At 73.3% G+C, this 17,384-nt stretch carries 16 protein-coding genes; 11 read left to right on the top strand and 5 right to left on the bottom strand.

Annotation, left to right across the window (positions count from 1 at the left end; genetic code table 11):
* Positions 1-41: 41 nt before the first annotated feature.
* Both VA596_RS29400 and VA596_RS29395 read right to left on the bottom strand, forming a co-directional pair.
* The gene (locus VA596_RS29400) at positions 42-851 is read right to left on the bottom strand and encodes a DNA-formamidopyrimidine glycosylase family protein (RefSeq protein WP_323331422.1); all 810 of its coding nucleotides are present in this window, start codon (positions 849-851) and stop codon (positions 42-44) included.
* A gap of 3 nt (positions 852-854) precedes the next feature.
* Positions 855-1,748 carry a ParA family protein gene (locus tag VA596_RS29395; RefSeq protein ID WP_323331421.1) on the bottom strand — a complete coding sequence of 298 codons (894 nt, stop codon included), beginning with the start codon at positions 1,746-1,748 and terminating at the stop codon, positions 855-857.
* Positions 1,749-1,863: 115 nt separating this feature from the next.
* Between VA596_RS29395 and VA596_RS29390 the strand changes: the two genes are divergently transcribed.
* The 3 genes from VA596_RS29390 to VA596_RS29380 all read left to right on the top strand — a co-directional run bounded on the left by VA596_RS29390 (position 1,864) and on the right by VA596_RS29380 (position 4,564).
* Positions 1,864-2,592: a class I SAM-dependent methyltransferase gene (locus VA596_RS29390; protein ID WP_323331420.1), complete on the top strand. Its 729-nt coding sequence runs from the start codon at positions 1,864-1,866 to the stop codon at positions 2,590-2,592.
* Positions 2,593-2,738: 146 nt separating this feature from the next.
* Entirely contained in the window at positions 2,739-3,953 is a 1,215-nt protein-coding gene (dinB, locus tag VA596_RS29385; protein ID WP_323331639.1) for a DNA polymerase IV, read from the top strand.
* 206 nt (positions 3,954-4,159) lie between these two features.
* Entirely contained in the window at positions 4,160-4,564 is a 405-nt protein-coding gene (locus tag VA596_RS29380) for a DUF3040 domain-containing protein (protein ID WP_323331419.1), read from the top strand.
* 291 nt (positions 4,565-4,855) lie between these two features.
* On the opposite strand, the gene VA596_RS29375 is transcribed toward VA596_RS29380, so the two are convergent.
* Genes VA596_RS29375 through VA596_RS29365 form a run of 3 tightly spaced genes read right to left on the bottom strand, consistent with a single transcriptional unit; the run spans position 4,856 to position 9,718 of the window.
* Positions 4,856-7,345 carry a transglutaminase family protein gene (locus VA596_RS29375; protein WP_323331418.1) on the bottom strand — a complete coding sequence of 830 codons (2,490 nt, stop codon included), beginning with the start codon at positions 7,343-7,345 and terminating at the stop codon, positions 4,856-4,858.
* Positions 7,342-8,616, bottom strand: coding sequence for a DUF58 domain-containing protein (locus VA596_RS29370; protein ID WP_323331417.1), 1,275 nt, complete (start codon positions 8,614-8,616; stop codon positions 7,342-7,344). The genes VA596_RS29375 and VA596_RS29370 overlap by 4 nt, the downstream gene beginning before the upstream one ends.
* 28 nt (positions 8,617-8,644) lie before the next feature.
* On the bottom strand, positions 8,645-9,718 hold the full coding sequence (locus tag VA596_RS29365; protein ID WP_323331416.1) for an AAA family ATPase: 1,074 nt from the start codon (positions 9,716-9,718) through the stop codon (positions 8,645-8,647).
* Between the two features lie 304 nt (positions 9,719-10,022).
* Between VA596_RS29365 and VA596_RS29360 the strand changes: the two genes are divergently transcribed.
* The 8 genes from VA596_RS29360 to VA596_RS29325 all read left to right on the top strand — a co-directional run bounded on the left by VA596_RS29360 (position 10,023) and on the right by VA596_RS29325 (position 17,137).
* Positions 10,023-10,373 carry a hypothetical protein gene (locus VA596_RS29360; protein ID WP_323331415.1) on the top strand — a complete coding sequence of 117 codons (351 nt, stop codon included), beginning with the start codon at positions 10,023-10,025 and terminating at the stop codon, positions 10,371-10,373.
* Positions 10,366-10,917, top strand: a complete 552-nt coding sequence (locus tag VA596_RS29355; RefSeq protein WP_323331414.1) for a DUF3558 domain-containing protein — start codon at positions 10,366-10,368, stop codon at positions 10,915-10,917. Before VA596_RS29360 ends, VA596_RS29355 begins: the two co-directional genes overlap by 8 nt.
* An 83-nt stretch (positions 10,918-11,000) precedes the next feature.
* Positions 11,001-11,504, top strand: coding sequence for a PPE domain-containing protein (locus VA596_RS29350; protein ID WP_323331638.1), 504 nt, complete (start codon positions 11,001-11,003; stop codon positions 11,502-11,504).
* Positions 11,501-12,274 carry an ESX secretion-associated protein EspG gene (locus VA596_RS29345; protein WP_323331413.1) on the top strand — a complete coding sequence of 258 codons (774 nt, stop codon included), beginning with the start codon at positions 11,501-11,503 and terminating at the stop codon, positions 12,272-12,274. The genes VA596_RS29350 and VA596_RS29345 overlap by 4 nt, the downstream gene beginning before the upstream one ends.
* Positions 12,275-12,869: 595 nt before the next feature.
* The gene (mraZ, locus tag VA596_RS29340; RefSeq protein WP_247054593.1) at positions 12,870-13,301 is read left to right on the top strand and encodes a division/cell wall cluster transcriptional repressor MraZ; all 432 of its coding nucleotides are present in this window, start codon (positions 12,870-12,872) and stop codon (positions 13,299-13,301) included.
* 211 nt (positions 13,302-13,512) lie between these two features.
* The gene (gene rsmH / locus VA596_RS29335) at positions 13,513-14,466 is read left to right on the top strand and encodes a 16S rRNA (cytosine(1402)-N(4))-methyltransferase RsmH (protein WP_323331412.1); all 954 of its coding nucleotides are present in this window, start codon (positions 13,513-13,515) and stop codon (positions 14,464-14,466) included.
* Positions 14,463-15,212: a hypothetical protein gene (locus VA596_RS29330; protein WP_323331411.1), complete on the top strand. Its 750-nt coding sequence runs from the start codon at positions 14,463-14,465 to the stop codon at positions 15,210-15,212. The genes rsmH and VA596_RS29330 overlap by 4 nt, the downstream gene beginning before the upstream one ends.
* The gene (locus VA596_RS29325; protein ID WP_323331410.1) at positions 15,212-17,137 is read left to right on the top strand and encodes a peptidoglycan D,D-transpeptidase FtsI family protein; all 1,926 of its coding nucleotides are present in this window, start codon (positions 15,212-15,214) and stop codon (positions 17,135-17,137) included. The genes VA596_RS29330 and VA596_RS29325 overlap by 1 nt, the downstream gene beginning before the upstream one ends.
* Positions 17,138-17,384 lie beyond the last annotated feature (247 nt).

The following is a 17,384-nucleotide window of genomic DNA, read 5'->3' as shown; positions in this document are numbered from 1 at the left end:
GTCCCGTAGAGCGGGAGCTTGAACGACGTCACCGGGCCAGCTCAGCTCGCGGGAGCCGGGCCGGACTGGCACTTCGGGCAGAACCAGGTGGGCCGCCGCTGGACGTCGTGGCCCTGCGTGCGCACCAGGGTGGGGCCGCCGCAGCGGAAGCAGCCCTGGCGGGTGCGGTCGTAGACCCAGTTCTTCCGGTTGCGGTCGAGGTGGCCGGTGGTGCTCTGGTCGAACCGGCCGGAGGCGGCGTTGGCCAGCAGCAGCTTGCGGCTGAGCGCGACCGTCGTTTCGGCGTCCACTTCGGACACCGGCGTCCACGGCGTCACGCCGAGCAGGAAGCAGATTTCGCACTTGTAGAGGTTCCCGACACCCGCCAGCACGCGCTGGTCGAGCAGGGCCAGCCCCAGCTCGCGCGCCGGGTCGGCGGCCAGTGCCGCCGCCGCGCGGGCCGCGTGCTCCTCCGTCCACTGTGGATCGAGCAGGTCCGGGCCGAGGTGGGCGACGAGGTCGTGCTCCTTCGCCGTGGGCACGAGCTTGAGGTCGTGGACGCGGAAGCCGATCACCTGGACGTCGGCCGCGGTCAGGACCACGCGGGCGTGGTGCCCGGGCCGGCGCCACTTCGCGCCGGCGGCGTAGACGTCCCACATGCCGTCCATCATCAGGTGCGAGTGCAGGGTCAGGTCGCCGGAGAAGCGCGTGAAGAGGTGCTTGCCGACGGTGCCGACGCCGAGCACGTCGCGCCCGGCGAGGTCCACAGTGGCCAGTTGCGGCACGCGGAACTGCCCGCGCAGCAGCGTCTTCCCGGCCAGGGCCCGCTCGAAGCGCTTCCCGACGAGGTAGACGGTGTCACCTTCGGGCACGGCTCACCCCGCTGATTCGGACACCTCGGCCGGGGCCGCCTCGGTCTCCGGCGCCGGACCTTCGGGCCAGTCCGGGCCCTCGGGCTCCTCGCCCTGGACGCGGTGGCGGCCCGCGCGGTTGGAGCGCAGGATCTTGGCCAGCACCATGTTGAACGTCAGCGCGATCTCCTGCGCGCCGGGGGAGTGCCACTCGTGGATCGGGCTGCACGCGCCCTGGGCCTGCTGCACGGCGAGCCGGTCGGTGATCGCCGTCGGCATCACCAGCGAGCCGAAGTTCTCGCGCAGCTCGGCGATCCGGAACTGGTGCTCGTAGGACCGCACGCGCAGCTTGTTCACCAGCACGCCGATCGGGCGCAGGTCCGGGTTGAGCTCCTTGCGGATGTTCTCGATCGCCTCCAGCGCCCGGCGGGCCCCGGCGACGGCGTACATCGTCGGCTCGGTGACGATCAGCGCGCTGTCCGCGGCGACCAGCGCCGACTTCGTCAGCCGGCCCAGCGACGGCGGGCAGTCCAGGATCACCAGCTCGTACGGCGTTTCGCGCAGCGGCTCGCGGTGCAGCTCGTCCAGCGCGCGGGAGAAGTTCGCGAGCCGGTCGCTGTCGGCGTCCGGGTCGTTGAGCAGCTCCAGCTCCTCGGCGCCGACCAGGACGTCGACGTCCTCGCTCCAGACGCTCGGCGCGATCGCGCGCTTCAGCGTCTCGCGGGTGGGGTCCTCGAGCACGTCGGCGAGGGTCGCGTCGGTGTAGGGCGGGTCGAGCGAGGTCGTGGCGTTGCCCTGCGGGTCCAGGTCGACCACCAGGGTCCGCGTGCCCCTTCGCAGGGCGGCGGAGGCCACACCGAGGGCGACCGTCGTCTTGCCGACGCCCCCCTTGAGGCTGAGTACGGCGACCGTGTGCACGGTGTCCAGCCTACGGGTGAGGGCCAGAGGGGCCACCGGGCCAGGCGCCGCGGCGGTTGTTCACCCGAAGGGACCAGCCGGGACGCGGGCCGGACCGGGCACTACCCTGTGCGACATGAAGACGGAGACCGTGGCCGCCCGGGGTTCGGGCGCCGTCCGCCGGGTGCTCGAGGCCGAGATCGAGGCCGCCCGCGCCCGGGGCGCCGAGCACCCCGGCGTCGTCGACGTGGGCGGCGGCAGCGGGGGCTGGGCGGTGCCGTTCGCGGCAGCCGGCTGCCGGGTGACCGTCGTCGAGCCGAGCCCGAACGCGCTCGCCACGCTCAAGCGCCGGGCCGACGAGGAGGGCGTCTCCGACCGGATCACGGTGATCGCCGACGACGCCGACGCGCTGGGCCGCCACATCCCGGACGGCTCGGCCGACCTGGTACTGGCGCACGGCCTGCTGGAGATCGTCGACGACCCGGCCGCGGTGCTGGCCGCGCTGGCGGCGGCGGTGGCCCCCGGTGGGGCGGTGTCGGTCCTGGTGGCCAACCGCCACGCGGCGGTGCTGCACCGCGCGCTGGCCGGGCGGGTGGCCGAAGCCCGGCAGCTGCTCACGAGCGCCGCCGGGATCGCCGCGGGCGACACGGTCCTGCGCCGCTTCGACGGCGACGGCCTGAAGGCCCAGCTGGAGGCGGCGGGCCTCGAGGTGACCCTGCTGCAGGGCGACCGGGTGATCGCGGACCTGGTCCCGGGCGACGTCCGCGACGAGGACCTGGCGGAGTTCGAGCAGGCGGCGGCCGCGTCGCCGGCCCTGCGGACGATCGCGGGCCGCCTGCACGCGGTGGCCCGCCGCCCGGCCTGAGGTGAGCTTCGCCGGGGAAGCCGGCGTCGGCGGGTTTCCGACTTCGTGTTCACGTCACACCCTGGTGCGGGGCTTGCCGCCCGGAACTGTCGGTGGTGGCCGGTAGCGTCCCCCTCGTGGGGCGAAACGCTGAACTTCCCGGCGGCATGGGCCGGTTCCGGGTCCGGCCGGGGGAACCGCCGCCGGACGACACCGGCTGCGGGATGCTGCATGTCGACATGGATGCTTTTTTCGTGTCCGTGGAGCTGCGCACCCGGCCCGAGCTGGCCGACCGGCCCGTCGTCGTGTCCGGGGGCGGGCCGCGGGCCGTCGTGGCCGCCGCGAACTACCCGGCGCGCAAGTTCGGCGTGAAGTCGGCCATGCCGTTCTCGACCGCGAAGCGCCTCTGCCCGCACCTGATCAACATCCCGCCGACCTCGGGGCTCTACGGCGAGGTCTCCCGCGGCGTGATGGGCATCTTCCGCGACCTCACCCCGCTCGTCGAACCGCTCAGCCTCGACGAAGCCTTCCTGGACGTCAGCGGCGCGCTGCGCCGCCTCGGCGCGACCCCGGCCCAGCTCGGCGCGCGGATCCGCGAGCGCGTCGCGGCCGAACACGGCATCACCTGCTCGGTCGGCGTCGCGAAGGTCAAGTTCGTCGCGAAGCTCGCCTCGGGCATGGCGAAGCCGGACGGCATGGTCGTCGTGCCCGCCGCGGAGACCCTCGCGTTCCTGCACCCGCTGCCCGTCTCGGCGCTGTGGGGCGTCGGCGCCCGCACCGAGGAGAACCTGCGGCGGCTCGGCCTCGACACGATCGCCGACGTCGCCGCGTTTCCACCCGAACGGCTGAAGAAGTCACTCGGCGTGGCCGTCGGCGAGCACCTCTACCGCCTCGCGCACGGCGTCGACGAACGCGAGGTCGTCACCGAGGCGCCGGACAAGTCGATCGGCGCCGAGCACACCTTCGACGTCGACCGGCACGACCGGGCCGAGATCGGCCTCGAGCTGCTGCGCCTCTCGGAGCGGGTCGGCGCGACCCTGCGCGGGCGGGGTGTGCGCGGCCGGACCGTCTCGATCAAGGTGCGGTTCGCGGACTTCCGGACCATCACCCGCGCCCGCACGCTGGTCTCGGCCACCGACGTCGCCCGCGAGATCACCGCCGTGGCCGTGGCGTTGCTCACCGAGCACGCGCCGACCGGCGCCGTCCGGCTGATCGGCGTCCGGGTCGAAGGGCTCGAAACGGGCGAAGCGGGCGAGCAGCTGGTGTTCGACTCGCCGGCGCCGCGGTGGCGCGACGCCGAGGTCGCGGCCGACGTCGCCCGCTCGAAGTTCGGTTTCGCGGCCGTCCGGCCGGCCTCGCTCCTGACCCCGCGAGACCCCTGAACCGGTCACGATCGGCGACGGTGACGGTCCGTCAGCCCTCCTCGGCCCGGATTTACCCCAATTCGATCCCTTCTGGATGCGGGATCGGGTAGTCGTCCGGGCGCGGGCCTCGTATCCTGGACAGTGCCACCCCGCCTGGGGTTGGCTGTTGGGTCCAGGACGTTGCGCGGCCCGGCGCCCGCGACAGCTGTGCCGGAGGAGGAAAGATGCCACTCTCCGAGCATGAGCAGCGGCTGCTCGATCAAATCGAGCGCGAGCTCTATGCCGAGGACCCCAAGTTCGCATCCACGGTGCGTGGCACCCGGTTGCGTCGCCCCGCTCGCCGACGGCGTATTCAGGGCATCGCCCTGTTCGTAGTGGGCGTGGCCCTGCTGGTGCTGGGCGTGGTGGTGCCGCAGTTCCGGGTGGCCGACATCCCGCTGATCAGCGTGCTCGGGTTCCTCGTGATGTTCTTCGGGGTCATGTTGGCCGTCACATCGATTCGGCACGGCGCCGAAGCGGACGGCAAGGGCGGCGGAGGGGGTGCCCGGGGCGGCAAGCAGCAAGGCCGCCGCAGCTCCTTCACCCAGCGGATGGAGGAGCGCTTCCGCCAGCGCTTCGAAGAGCAGTAGCGCCGTAAGACCTCGAGATCCGCGTCCCGCCCGTTCGGTGGGACGCGGATCTTCTTGTGTGCTCATCCGCCGCGGCCGGCCCGCCCGCCCCGGTGACAACGGTGGGTGACCCTCGCCCGGGTGACCCCCACCGCGCGACCGACGTGACCAAAGCCAGATCTCACGTGATCGGACCCGGATCTCGTGTGATGGACGCCGGAACTCGCGTGATTGAAGAGGCATCACGCGTGATTGGAGGGGCATCGCGAGTGATGCCCCTCGGGACACGGGTGATGCCCCGTGGGGTGCGGGTTAGTCGCGGTTGCGGAAGATCGAGCGGGGGAAGAGGCGGCCCTTCCAGGACATCGGGGCGTTGCGGTGCAGGCTCCGGCGCAGGTGGTCGAAGGCCGTCGGCAGGGTCGGGTCCGGGTCCGCGGTTTCGCCGTACCAGGAGCGTTCGACGACCCCGATGACTGTGCGCAGGCCTTCGCGGCCTTCGTCGTCCAGGTGGTGCTTCGCCGCCAGCTTCTGGCCGGCCACCCGGACCGTGTCGCTCGGGGGGATCGGCAGCCCGCGGTCGGCGCACTCGGCCCGCAGCTCGGACCACGCCGCGTCCGCCGCGCCGGGCCGCTGCCCGACGATCTCCTGCAGCCGCCGCCGCCTGCCGACGTCCCGGGCCGCCGACGGCCCGAGCAACCCGGCCAGCAGCAGCACGACGATCAGGCTGAACCACCAGGCCACCAGCCACGACAGCACGCCCAGCACGGCCACCCACAGCACCGCCGCGATCAGCGGCAGCCAGTTCTTGAGCACCGCGCCGAACCCCGTCGACGCCGGTGTGTTCTCCGGGAGCCGCCGTCGCCCGCCGGCGACCACCAGCGCGGTCGCCGCGAGCGCCAGCGCGGCCAGGACGCCGACCAGCACCCACTCCCAGGTCGGCGTGCCCTCGTCGGACTGCTGCGGGCCCTGCGCCTGCGTGTTCTGCTCGGTGTCGCGGGGCACGCCGGTCGGCGCGGCGCTCGACTGCACCGTGCTCGGCGCGATCTGCGTGTCGTCCGGCTGGTTGCCGTTCTCGCCGCCGGCCTGCAGGTACGGCGGGGTGATGCCGCGGCCGTCGGACAGCGGCGTCGGGTCGAACGTGACCCAGCCCTTGTCCCCGAAGTACGCCTCGACCCACGCGTGCGCGTCCTGGGTGGTGATCGACATGTAGTCGTTGACCGGGACGCCCGGGGTGAAGCCGATCGCCACCCGCGACGGGATGTCCGCGACCCGCAGCATCACGGCCATCGCCGAGGCGAACTGCTCGCAGAAGCCGCGCTTGCCCTTGAGGATGAAGTCGGCGAGCGCGTCGGCGTCGTTCGCCGGCGCGGTCTGGGTGTCGTAGACGAACCCGTTCTGCGCGGTGAAGTACTGCCAGATCGCGCTGGCCCGGTCGAAGTCGTTGGTCTTGCCCGCGATCAGCTGCTCGGTCTTCTGCCGGACGCGGTCGTCGACCCGGTCGATCTGCGTGTAGCGCGGCGGGAGGTCGTCGACCTTGTCGGTGACGCGCAGCTGCTGGGCCGTCGGCTCCTTCAGCGACGCGTATTCGGTGTAGGACGGCGGGACCTCGCTGCGCGTGGTGAACACCGTGCCGCTGACCTGGTCGTAGAGGTAGCCGTTGCCGGCGCCCTCGAGCACGCGCGGCGCGCCGTAGACCGGCAGCCAGTTGTCGCGCCAGCTCGTCGGCTCGACGTCGACCTTCCGGGCCGTGCCGCTGCCGTCGTCGCCCGGGGCGGGCGGCAGCTGCGGCCCGATCGGGCTGCCCTGCTGCGAACGGCCGTCGTCGTGCAGGCCCCAGCCCTTGTTGGGGTAGTAGGTGTCGAGCGTCATCGCGCGCAGCAGCCGCCGGTCGGTGCCGAGGCCGCGGACCTTGAACAGCTCCCGGTTCGCGCCCTGGTCGAGCATGCCGCGCAGCTCGGTGAACGGCTGGATGCCGAAGCCGCCGGCGCCCGCGCCCGGTCCGTCGCCGCTGGTGCCGAACGGGATCCGGCCGACCGTGCCGACCCAGGTGATCGCCCCGCCGAACAGGCCGAGCACGATCGCCGCGCAGACCACCGCGACCGGCGCCGACAGCACGCCCGGCTTGCCGCTGCGCCCGGGCGCCTCGCGGGTCCGCCAGCGCTGGTGGCGGTGGTTGCCGTCGACGGCGAGCAGGCCGGCGAACGCGGCCCCGCCGAGCAGGAACGTCCACCAGGGCAGCATTTCCTCGGAGAGCGCGGCCGGCACGGCGTAGACGCAGAGCAGCACCAGCCCGGTCGCGGCGGGCGCCGCGGCGGCCACCGTGAGCGTGTCGACCAGCACGGCGACCAGGCCGACCAGGATCGTCACGAGACAGAGGATCGGCTGGCTGCCCTCGACCGGTGGCAGCCCGACCCGGATCTGGTCGGCCGCGGCCGCGAGCGTGCTCCCGAGCTCTCCGAACGCGTCCGGGCCCGGGATGATCAGCAGGATCCCGTGCGTGGTGAAGGCGCCGGTGATGAGGAACAGCAGCACGAGCAGCTGGCCGAGGCCGACGAGCACGGTCGGCACCTGCAGCGAGCGCAGCGCGAGCCCGCTCGCGCCGATCAGCAGGACGGCGACGAACAGGTAGCCGAACCAGGCCAGGCCGGACACGACGCTCGTCACGGACGTCGCCGCGCAGAGCGTCGCGATCGCGGCGCAGGCCGGGGCCAGGAGACTGCCGCGCCAGGCGGACAGCGGGTGCTGGGTGGCAGGACGCCGGGGCGGCGTCGCGGACGGGCGCGGCGGGGCGGCGGTGCTCATCGGCTGCCGCCGATCAGCGTGCCGCGGCGGGCGCCCGCCTGGCAGAGCTCGGCCCACACCTGGGGCATCGGCGAGCCGGGGCCGGCGATCACCACGCCCCAGCCGGCCGCGCGCAGCAGCGCGGCCGAGTCCTCGGTGGCCGCGGCCCGCTGCTCGGGCGCGCTCACCCCGGCCGACCACGCCGGCGTGTCGAGCAGGACGGCGAGGCTGCGGATCCCGCGCGGGCGGTACTGGGTCAGCTCGTGCACGGCCTCGGTGCTGACCGTGCCGAGCACGGCGATCAGCTCCTGGCCGTCGGCCGGGTCGCGGGCCAGCGTGATGTCGCGCTGGTGCGCGGCCTGCAGCGCGGCGAGCGCGTCGAGCACGACGTGGTCGTAGTGGTCGCCGCCGTCGCCGGGGGTGTCGGCCAGGACGGCGCCGTGCTCGCTGACCAGCCGGACGCGGTGCCCGGCGCGGCGCAGGTGCAGTGCGGCGGACGCGGTGAAGGACACCGCCCACTCCAGGCTGGCGGCGGGACCGGCGCCGTGGTGCGCGGCCGCGCGGTGGTCCAGCAGCACCGTGGTGCCGCCGCGCCAGGGCCGTTCCTCGACGCGCACCATGATCTCGTCGCGGCGGGCGGTCGAGCGCCAGTGCACCTTCCGCAGGTCGTCGCCCTGGCGGTACTGCCGGACGATGACGTCGGCCTCGCCCTGCCCGGCGTGCAGCCGGACGGTGCCGTCGTCGCCGACGCCGATGCCCGCGCCGCTCGGCAGCCCCCACAGGGCGACCACGCGGGGGACGACGACCAGCCGCGAGTGCCCGATCAGCTCGCGCTCGAACTCGCACAGCCCGAACGGGTCGGTGATGGTCGCGCGCAGCGGCCCGACCTGCTGGATCCCGCGCAGCACCGGCTGCAGCGGGTAGCGCAGCGCGACGCGCCGGTCGTGCGGGAGCCGTTCGACGACGAACCGCGGCCGCGAACCCAGCGCGTACGGCACGCCGTCCTCGAGCAGGACCTCGCCGGCCGGCAGCCGCCCGCTGCGCCACAGCTCCAGCTGCACCTCGCCGTTCGCGCCGACCGCGACGCGCTGGGGGTGCAGCGCCCGGGTGGCGCCGATCCGCAGCCGGGTCGCCGAGATGAACGCGGCGACCAGCAGCGGCAGGGCCACCACGAACACCGCGACCCGCAGCAGGTCGCGTTCGTTGAGGACGAACGAGCACACCGCGGCCGCGAGCCCCGCGGCCAGGAGGCAGCGGCCGCGGGTGGTCAGGCCGGACAGGGCACGCAGCATGCGGTTCTCTTCACCTTCGCCGAAGGGACTACTGGCGCGGGCCGGAGCCCTGGGGCACCGGGACGCGGTGCAGGACCGCCCGCACGACGTCGGTCGCCGAGCGGCGGGCCGCGTGGGCCTCGGTGGTGAGCATCAGGCGGTGCGCGAGGACCGGGACCGCGACGGTGTGCAGGTCGTCCGGGACGACGTAGTCCCGGCCGGACAGCGCCGCCTGCGCGCGCGCCGCGCGGACCAGGTGCAGCGTCGCGCGCGGGGACGCGCCGAGCCGGATCTCCGGCAGCTGCCGCGTCGCCGAGACGAGGTCGACGGCGTACCGGCGGACCTCGGGGGCCAGGTGCACGCCGCGGACCGTCTCGATCAGGCGGTGCACGGTCTCGCCGTCGGACACCGGCTGCAGGTCCTCGATCGGGTTGTGCCCGGCGTGCTCGTCGACCATGGCCAGCTCGGCCTGCTGGTCGGGGTAGCCGATGGAGACCCGCGCGGTGAAGCGGTCGCGCTGGGCTTCGGGCAGCGCGTACGTGCCTTCCATCTCGATCGGGTTCTGCGTCGCGATCACCATGAACGGCTCTTCGAGCCGGTAGGTCGTGGTGTCGACGGTGACCTGGTGCTCTTCCATGCACTCGAGCAGCGCCGACTGCGTCTTCGGCGAGGCGCGGTTGATCTCGTCGCCCACCACGATGTTGGCGAACACCGGGCCGGGGCGGAAGTCGAACTCGCCGGACTGGCGGTTGTAGATGGAGACGCCGGTGACGTCGCTCGGCAGCAGGTCCGGGGTGAACTGGATGCGGCTGACCGTGCAGTCGATGGACCGGGCCAGCGCCTTGGCCAGCGACGTCTTCCCGACGCCGGGCACGTCCTCGACAAGCAGGTGGCCCTCGGCGAGCAGGGTGACCAGGGCGATCCGGATGACGTCGGGCTTGCCGACCAGCACGCGCTCGATGTTGGCGGCGATCCGCCGGGCGACCTCGTGCAGTTCGTCCAGCGACACTCTGCCGGGACGGCCGTGGGCCCGGCCGTTGCCCGAGGCGTCCGCCGGATAAGGCGGCCGCCCGGATGCCTGCTCGCCCGATCCGGGCGTCGCAGACTGGATTCTCGACGTCACTCGACCTCCTGGTGGCGCATGACTGGGCGCACTGTGCGCACAGCCGGGCCGAACGGCCCCCTGGCTGCTGTCCGCGCAGCGACCAGCCTTCCATCCAGTGTGTCAAACCCGGGCGAACCCAGGGGCCGGAACCCCGCGAAGCCCCGGTGCCGACGGTCGTCATGGCGGTCGATGACACTGCGCAAGCTGGGACGATACCCCGATCGGGTGTCCTGTCACCCGATTCTGGGCGCTCCCGCTGACACCCCGCACTGTCGTATGCTCCGATGCGAGGTCGCTCCGCTACTGAGAGGCGTAACCGCTTATGAGCGAGGTGCGAACGCAGCCGCCGTTCGACGTGCGCGGGTTCGCGGTCGCGCCCGAGCTGGCGACCGACGCCTACGCGAAGCTCGGCCAGCTGCAGGACGTCGTGGGCGAGATGGTCCGCGAGGCCAAGGTGCTCGGCCGCAGCGTGCCGCTCGGCGGCGGGTACGCCGGCGAGATCGGCAAGTTCATGGCCGAGTACGGCATCGGCGGCTCCGGCTCGGCCGTGCAGCAGCTGACCGCGTTCGGCCAGGAGCTCGAGACCCTCAAGCACCGGATCGGCCAGGCGCTGGCGAAGTACCAGCACGCCGACGAGCAGGCGGCCGACGGCGTGGACTGCACGGGTGGCTGAGCGCGTGCACCAGAAGTATCTGTGGGCGCCGGCCCTCCTGCTTCTCGCGGCTTGCGGATCGCAACCCGTGCAGCCGGCCGCAGTCGGGCACGCGTCCTCGCAGGCGACCGCCCCGGCGGTGCCGCCGCCGGTGGCCGAGCCCGGCACCCTGGCCGCGCTCGATCCGTGCGCGCTGCTCTCGCCGCAGGACCGCTCGGCGGCCGGGGTGAGCGTGCTCGGCCGGCCCAAGGACATCGCCGGGGCGCGGGCCTGCGACTGGACCGTGCCCGGCACCTTCGGCGTCACCGTGACCCTCGACGACCACAACGGCCTGGCCGACCTCGACGTCGCGAAGAAGACCGCCACCAAGACGACCGTCGGCGCCCACCCGGCGCTGCGCGTCTCGGACAAGAAGGCCGCCGACGGCACCTGCTCCGTGCTGCTCGGGGTGGGGGACGCCGGCAGCGTCCAGGTCGACGTCAGCAACACCGCCTTCACCGACACCGCGCTCGCCTGCCGCCGCGCGGCCACGGTGGCCGGGCTGGTCGAACCCAAGCTGCCCTGACCCGACGACCGGAAGGTTGCGCCGTGCCCGACGCCGAGCCCCCCGTCCCCACCGCGAGGTACGAGTCCTACAGCCACGAGGCGATGGCCGCCGAGGTCGAGCGGGACAACGACCCGGTCGCCGCGGGCGAGGCGGGCGCCCGCTGGGACGGGCTGGCGAAACGGCTGCACGAGTCGACCGCCGACCTCGCCGCGCTGATCGCCGGCACGCACGAGACCTGGCAGGGGCCGGCGGGTGACGCCGCCCGCGCGTCGCTCGACCGCGCCGCGAAGTGGCTCTCGCACTCCGCCGCGGTGTCGGCGTCGGTCGGCACCGCCGTCGGCGCGCAGGCGGAGACGTCCGCGCGGGCCCGGGCGGACATGCCGCCGCCGGTGACCTACGACCCGGCGGCGATGATCCGCGACGCCGCCGGCACCGGCAGCATCCTCGTGCTGGCCGGGCTGGCCGACGAGATGGAGGCCCGCCGCGCCGAGGCGGAAGCCGCGCGGCAGAAGGCGATCGACGTCCTCCGCACCCGGGACGCGGCCCTGCGCGGCCACGTGCCGGGCGAGACGTTCGCGGCCCCGCCGTCCCTGGGGCAGGCTTGATCCGCGTCTCCGCGTCCGCGTTCGACATCCTCTGGACGGACCTCGGGCACGACCGCCCGCCCGAGCCGCTGAGCGTGCGCAGCGTCGGCGGCACCGACGAGGAGCGCGCCGAGGTGCGCAAGGCCGTGTACGAGAACCTCGCCGGGCGCGGGCTCTACGACGGGTCCCGGCTGGAACCCGCGCTGGCGCACCGGCTGGAGCTGCTCGCGGCGGGGGAGGTGTACGTCGCCTGCGAGGCGCTGGCCGACATGACGGCGGAGCTGCCCTTCCGCGCGGTGACGGCCGTCCGCGGCCGCCGCGGCGTCCTGGCGACCCAGCCGGAGCAGACGATCAGCCTCGACGGGATCCGCGAAAGCGAGCTGTGCACGGCGATCGTCGACGTCCTGCCGGAGCTGACGGCGGGCCCGGGGTACGGCGTCAGCCTCGCCGCGGCCGCGCTCGGCTCCGGCGTCGAGGGCGTTGAGGGCGTCGAGGACCCGGTGTTCGCCGAGCGCGGCGCGCGGTCGGCGGCGTCGTCGGCCCAGCTGCGGGAGGTCCTGGCGATCCAGGCGCGCCCGGTGTACGCGGCGGGCCAGTTCAGCGTCAGCCGCCGGGGCGCGTCCGGCCGGGTCGAGCGCACGGGCGGGCTGACGTGGTTCGACACCGACGTCGGCGCGTACTGCGCGACGAAGAGCGCGGGCCGCGGCGGGCAGGACTGGGTGACGGTCACCCCGGTCGACAGCGCCCGGCTCGCGTCCCGCGTCGCCGCCCTGGTCACCCCCGAAGCCTGACCCGGGTGCCCGAAGGGGCAGGAACCGCGTCCGGACGGGCAGTCCCGTGATCCGGGCGCCGGCACGCGTGATCGACGGGTCGGCACGCGTGATTGGAGGGTCGACACGGCGCCTGAGGGTGTGTCGACCTTCCAATCACGCGTGCCGGCGTTTCCGTCACGGGTGATGACCTTCTGATCACGCGGGGAGCCGGGGCCGGACGGGTGATGCCTGGTCACCCGGGTTCCCCACTCCGCTCCACCCGGGCCCCCACCGCACCCCACCCGGATCCCCACCGGGCCCCACCGGTGTCCCCACTCGGCCCCACGGCGGGTGGTACTGGTTCTTTCGCGGCCGTTATGCGGACGTTTCGGGGGCAGCTGAGGTTGCTCCGGTCCACCACGGCGGGGGATCTTGGCCACGGTGCCCCACCACGCCCCCCACCAGGCCCCACCGTGCTGACCTGCGCAAACGCCTGACACGACGGAGTGAGGCGCGCGTTTGACGCGTTGACTGTGGTGAAAAGTGGGGTACGGTGGTGGCCAGTGGGGCGGAAGGGAAGCCCCGGAGCCGCAGCCAGTGGTCCGCCACCGGATGCGGTAGGGAGGTGGAGGCCGTGTTCCTCGGCACCCACACCCCGAAGCTGGACGACAAGGGGCGGCTCGCGCTGCCCGCGAAGTTCCGCGACGCCTTGGCCGGCGGGCTGATGCTCACCAAGGGGCAGGACCACTGCCTCTTCGTCTTCCCCCGCGCCGAGTTCGAGCAGATGGCGCGCAAGGTCGCCGAGGCCCCGTTCACGAACGAGGCCGTCCGGGCCTACCAGCGTTACCTGTTCGCCGGGACGGACGAGCAACGCCCTGACGGGCAGGGGCGCATCAGCATCGCGCCCGAGCTCCGCCGCTACGCGGGGCTCAGCAAGGAATGCGTGGTGATCGGGGCGATCACCAGGCTGGAGATCTGGGACGCCGAAGCGTGGCAGGGCTACCTGGAGGAACACGAAGACAGCTACGCGAAGGCTCGAGAGGAAGTACTGCCGGGCGTCTTCTAGGCGCGTGGACGCGGTGCACCCACGTCGTCGGGGGACGGGGGTACGCCACGCCCGCGCACCTCGCCGACGCCCACCCGGATGCCGTGAGGCCTCTGTCCGCTCAATGGCCCTGGTGCACCTTCCCCGGTACCAGGTCAGCAGCGGGCGGACAGGGACCTGACGGCATCCGCTGCATTTCCCCCGAGTCGCCATCAGAGAGGGGGGAGGGAACATGACGGCACCCGAGCACGTCCCGGTGCTGCTCGGCCGCATCGTCGAGCTGTTCGCTCCCGTGTTCGCCGATCGTGACGCGGTCCTGGTGGACGCGACCGTCGGCCTCGGCGGGCACTCCGACGCCATTCTCGAAGCCTTCCCGCGCCTGCGGCTGGTCGCGCTCGACCGCGACCCCGCCGCGCTGGAGAAGTCGGGCGAACGCCTGGCCCGCCACGGCGACCGCGTCGACCTCGTGCACACCGTCTACGACGGACTCCCGGAAGCGATCGAGGACCTGGGACTGTCCCGTGTGGACGGCATCCTCTTCGACCTCGGCGTCTCGTCGATGCAGCTGGACCGCACCGAGCGCGGGTTCGCGTACTCGAAGGACGCGCCGCTCGACATGCGGATGGACCCGACCACCGGGTTCACCGCCGCCGACGTCCTCAACACCTACGCACCCGGCGAGCTGATCCGGATCCTGCGCGACTACGGCGAAGAGCGGTTCGCGCAGCGGATCGTCCGCGCGGTCGTCAACGCCCGCGAGAAGGAACCGTTCACGATGAGCGGGCGCCTGGTCGAGCTGCTCTACGACGCCGTCCCGGCGGCGAGCAGGCGCACCGGCGGGCACCCGGCCAAGCGGACTTTCCAGGCGCTGCGGATCGAGGTCAACGGCGAGCTGGAGGTGCTGCGCCGGGCCATGCCCGCCGCGCTGGGCGCGCTCGCCGTCGGCGGCCGGATCGTCGTGGAGTCCTACCAGTCACTGGAAGACCGCCTGGTGAAGCAGGCGCTGGCCGAGCTCGCGAAGTCCCGCACGCCGGAAGGACTTCCGGTGGAGCTGCCGGGACACGGACCGGAGCTGAAGCTCCTGACCCGGGGGGCCGAAAAGGCCGGCGAAGAGGAGATCGAACACAACCCGCGTGCCGCTTCGGTGCGGTTGCGGGCCGCCGAGAGGATCGGAGAGCCGCGATGACCGCTCCCACGAAGCGCCGGGCCGGCGGGCCCGCGACGCGCAAGCGTGCCGAGCCCGCCCGCGGGACCACCGTCGAAACGGAACCGCGGCAGGCGGAACCGGGCCAGGCCGCGCCCCGGCGCGCCTCGCGCGGGCGCACGTCCGCGGCCGAGCGCGCCTACGCGCGCCGCGCCCAGCGCGCCGACCTGCTGAAGGAGCGCGATCCCCGTCCCGCGCCGAAGGCCGAGCGGGTGCCGGCCGAGCGCGACCAGGACGTGCCGAAGCCCAAGGTGAAGCTGCAGCTGCGGCTGCCGAAGTCGCGCGCGTCGTTCGTGCTGCTGATGATGGCGCTGCTGGCCGCCGGCGTGGCGACCACGCTGTGGCTGACCACGCAGGCGATCGCCGACTCCTACCGCCTCGAGCAGCTGCGCTCCACCAACTCGAACCTGGCGGAGACGAAGGAGCAGCTGCAGCGCGACGTCGCCAAGGCGGAGTCGCCCGCGTCGCTGGCCCCCGCGGCCCAGCAGCTCGGCATGGTGCCCGGTGGCGACCCGGCGCGGATCCTCGTCGGCCCCGACGGGAAGACGTCGCTGGTCGGCGAGCCGAAGAAGGCCAAGGCGGACACCCCGCCGGTGCCGGCCGCGCCGCCCGCCGCGCCCGCCGCGGGCACGCAGTCGGAGCAGGGCGCGCCCATCGAGGGCGACCAGCCCGCGGTGCCCGCCGAAGACCAGCCCGCGGCGCCGCCGGCGCAGCCCGGGGGCCAGTGATGGCGACGAGCCGGGGTGGGCAGTCCCGGGCCCGCGCCGCGGGCAGCGCGCGGCGGACCTACGCCGCCGGGACCCGCAGCGCCGCCGCGCGCCGGGGCAACGGCGGCCACCGCAGCCGGTTCTCCGCGGTGCGCCTCATCCTGGTCGCGGTGCTCCTCGTCGCGGGCGTGAAACTGGTGCAGGTGCAGTGGTTCGACGCGGGCGAGCTGTCGCTGGCCGCGGAGAAGCAGCGCACCCAGACCATCGACATCCCGGCCCAGCGCGGGTCCATTGTGGACCGCAACGGCGCCAAGCTGGCGTTCAGCGTCGAGGTCCGCACGCTGTCGGTGAACCTCAAGGCGTTCCGCAAGAACATGGCCGACCTGGCCGCGAAGGCGCCGGGGACGAAGAAGACGTTCGACAGCGAGACCGCCGCGGCCGCCAAGTACATCGCGGCCAAGGTGCCGGGCCAGCTCACCGAGCAGCAGCTGCTGGACCTGTTCCACAAGCAGGCGTCGTTCACCTACCTGGAGAACAACGTCGAGCCGTCGGTCGCCGCCGACATCGTCAAGCAGTTCGCGTGGATCGGCGTCGAGAAGCGCGCGCTGCGGGAGTACCCGGGCGGCAGCCTGGCCGCCAACATCGTCGGCGCGGCGAACTGGCGCTCCGACGACCCGGACGTCTCCAAGCACAACCTGCACGGCCTGGTCGGGCTCGAGGCGGTCCGCGACAACGACCTGGCCGGCACGCCGGGCCGGATGCTGGTCAACACCAAGAACGGCAGCGACAACGTCGTCATCCCGGGCACCGAGCGCGACCTGCAGGCCGCCGTCCCGGGGTCGGACCTGGAGCTGACGATCGACTCCGACCTGCAGTACGAGGTGCAGCGGCAGCTCTCGGACTACGTCCAGCAGTCGCACGCCAAGGGCGGGCAGGCCGTGGTCATGGACTCGAAGACCGGCGAGGTCTACGCGCTGGCCAACGACCGGACGTTCGACCCCAACGACCCGTCGACCTGGACGAACGAGGACCTGGCCAACCCCGCGGTCACCACGCCGTTCGAACCCGGCTCGGTCAACAAGATCGTCACCGCCACCGGGGCGATCGACTACGGCGTCGCGACGCCCGAGTCGACGATCCAGGTGCCCGGCGCGCTGCAGGTCGCGGACAAGACCGTGCACGACGCCTGGACCCACGGCACGCAGACGTTCACCACCGCCGGGATCTTCGCCAAGTCGTCCAACATCGGCACGCTGCTGCTGGCGCAGAAGATCGGCGAGGAACGCTACGTCGACCTGCTCAAGAAGTTCGGTCTCGGCCAGCGCACCGGCGTCGGCCTGCCCGGCGAGAGCGCGGGCTTCGTGCCGGCGCGCAGCCAGTGGTCGGCGACCACCTTCGGCAACCTGCCGATCGGGCAGGGCCTGTCGATGACCGTGCTGCAGATGGCCGGGATGTACCAGGCGATCGCGAACGACGGCCTGCGCGTCGAACCCCGGATCGTCAAGGCGAAGGTGAACCCGGACGGGACGACGGTGGCCGAGCCGGCGCCGAAGACCGTGCAGGTGGTTCCGCCGCAGACGGCGAAGACGGTGCGCGACATGATGCGCGCGGTCGCGCAGAACGGCAAGGGCCTGCAGAAGGGCACCGCGCCGACGGCGGCGGTCGAGGGTTACCAGATCTCCGGCAAGACCGGCACGGGCCAGCAGATCGACCCGCGGACGAAGCTGTACAGCGACCACCTCTACAACATCACCTTCGCCGGCATCCTGCCCGCGGACCACCCGCGGTTCGTGGTCGGCATCCGGCTGGACGCGCCGGACACGACGCTGCCGGTGGGCCACTCCGCCGCGCCGCTGTTCCACACGATCGCCTCGTACCTGACGCAGCGGTTCCAGATCCCGCTGTCCGACGGCCCGGCGCCGGAGGTCCCGCTCATCGTGCCGTGAGCACGATCCGTGAAGGCCCCCTTACCGCTCCGTGGTCCGTGAAGGCCACCTTGAGGGACATAGAGTCCCTCGAGGTGGCCTTCACGGCTTTTCCGCCGGTCATCGTCCACTTCGGCCGGACGCGCGCGGGAAAGTGTTGCGCCACAAGAGGGTCTGGCGCCGCATTTAGCACATGTGCCGGACCCGCACGCAATCGCCGTACCGCGTGAGGGCCCCCGAACCGCCCGCCGGTAGCCTCTTGGCCGTG

Source organism: Amycolatopsis heterodermiae (assembly GCF_034929455.1).
In the GTDB taxonomy this organism is placed as follows: Bacteria; Actinomycetota; Actinomycetes; order Mycobacteriales; family Pseudonocardiaceae; genus Amycolatopsis; species Amycolatopsis heterodermiae.
The sequence above is the reverse complement of the archived record's forward strand: the minus strand, read 5'-3'. Positions and strand labels throughout refer to the sequence as shown.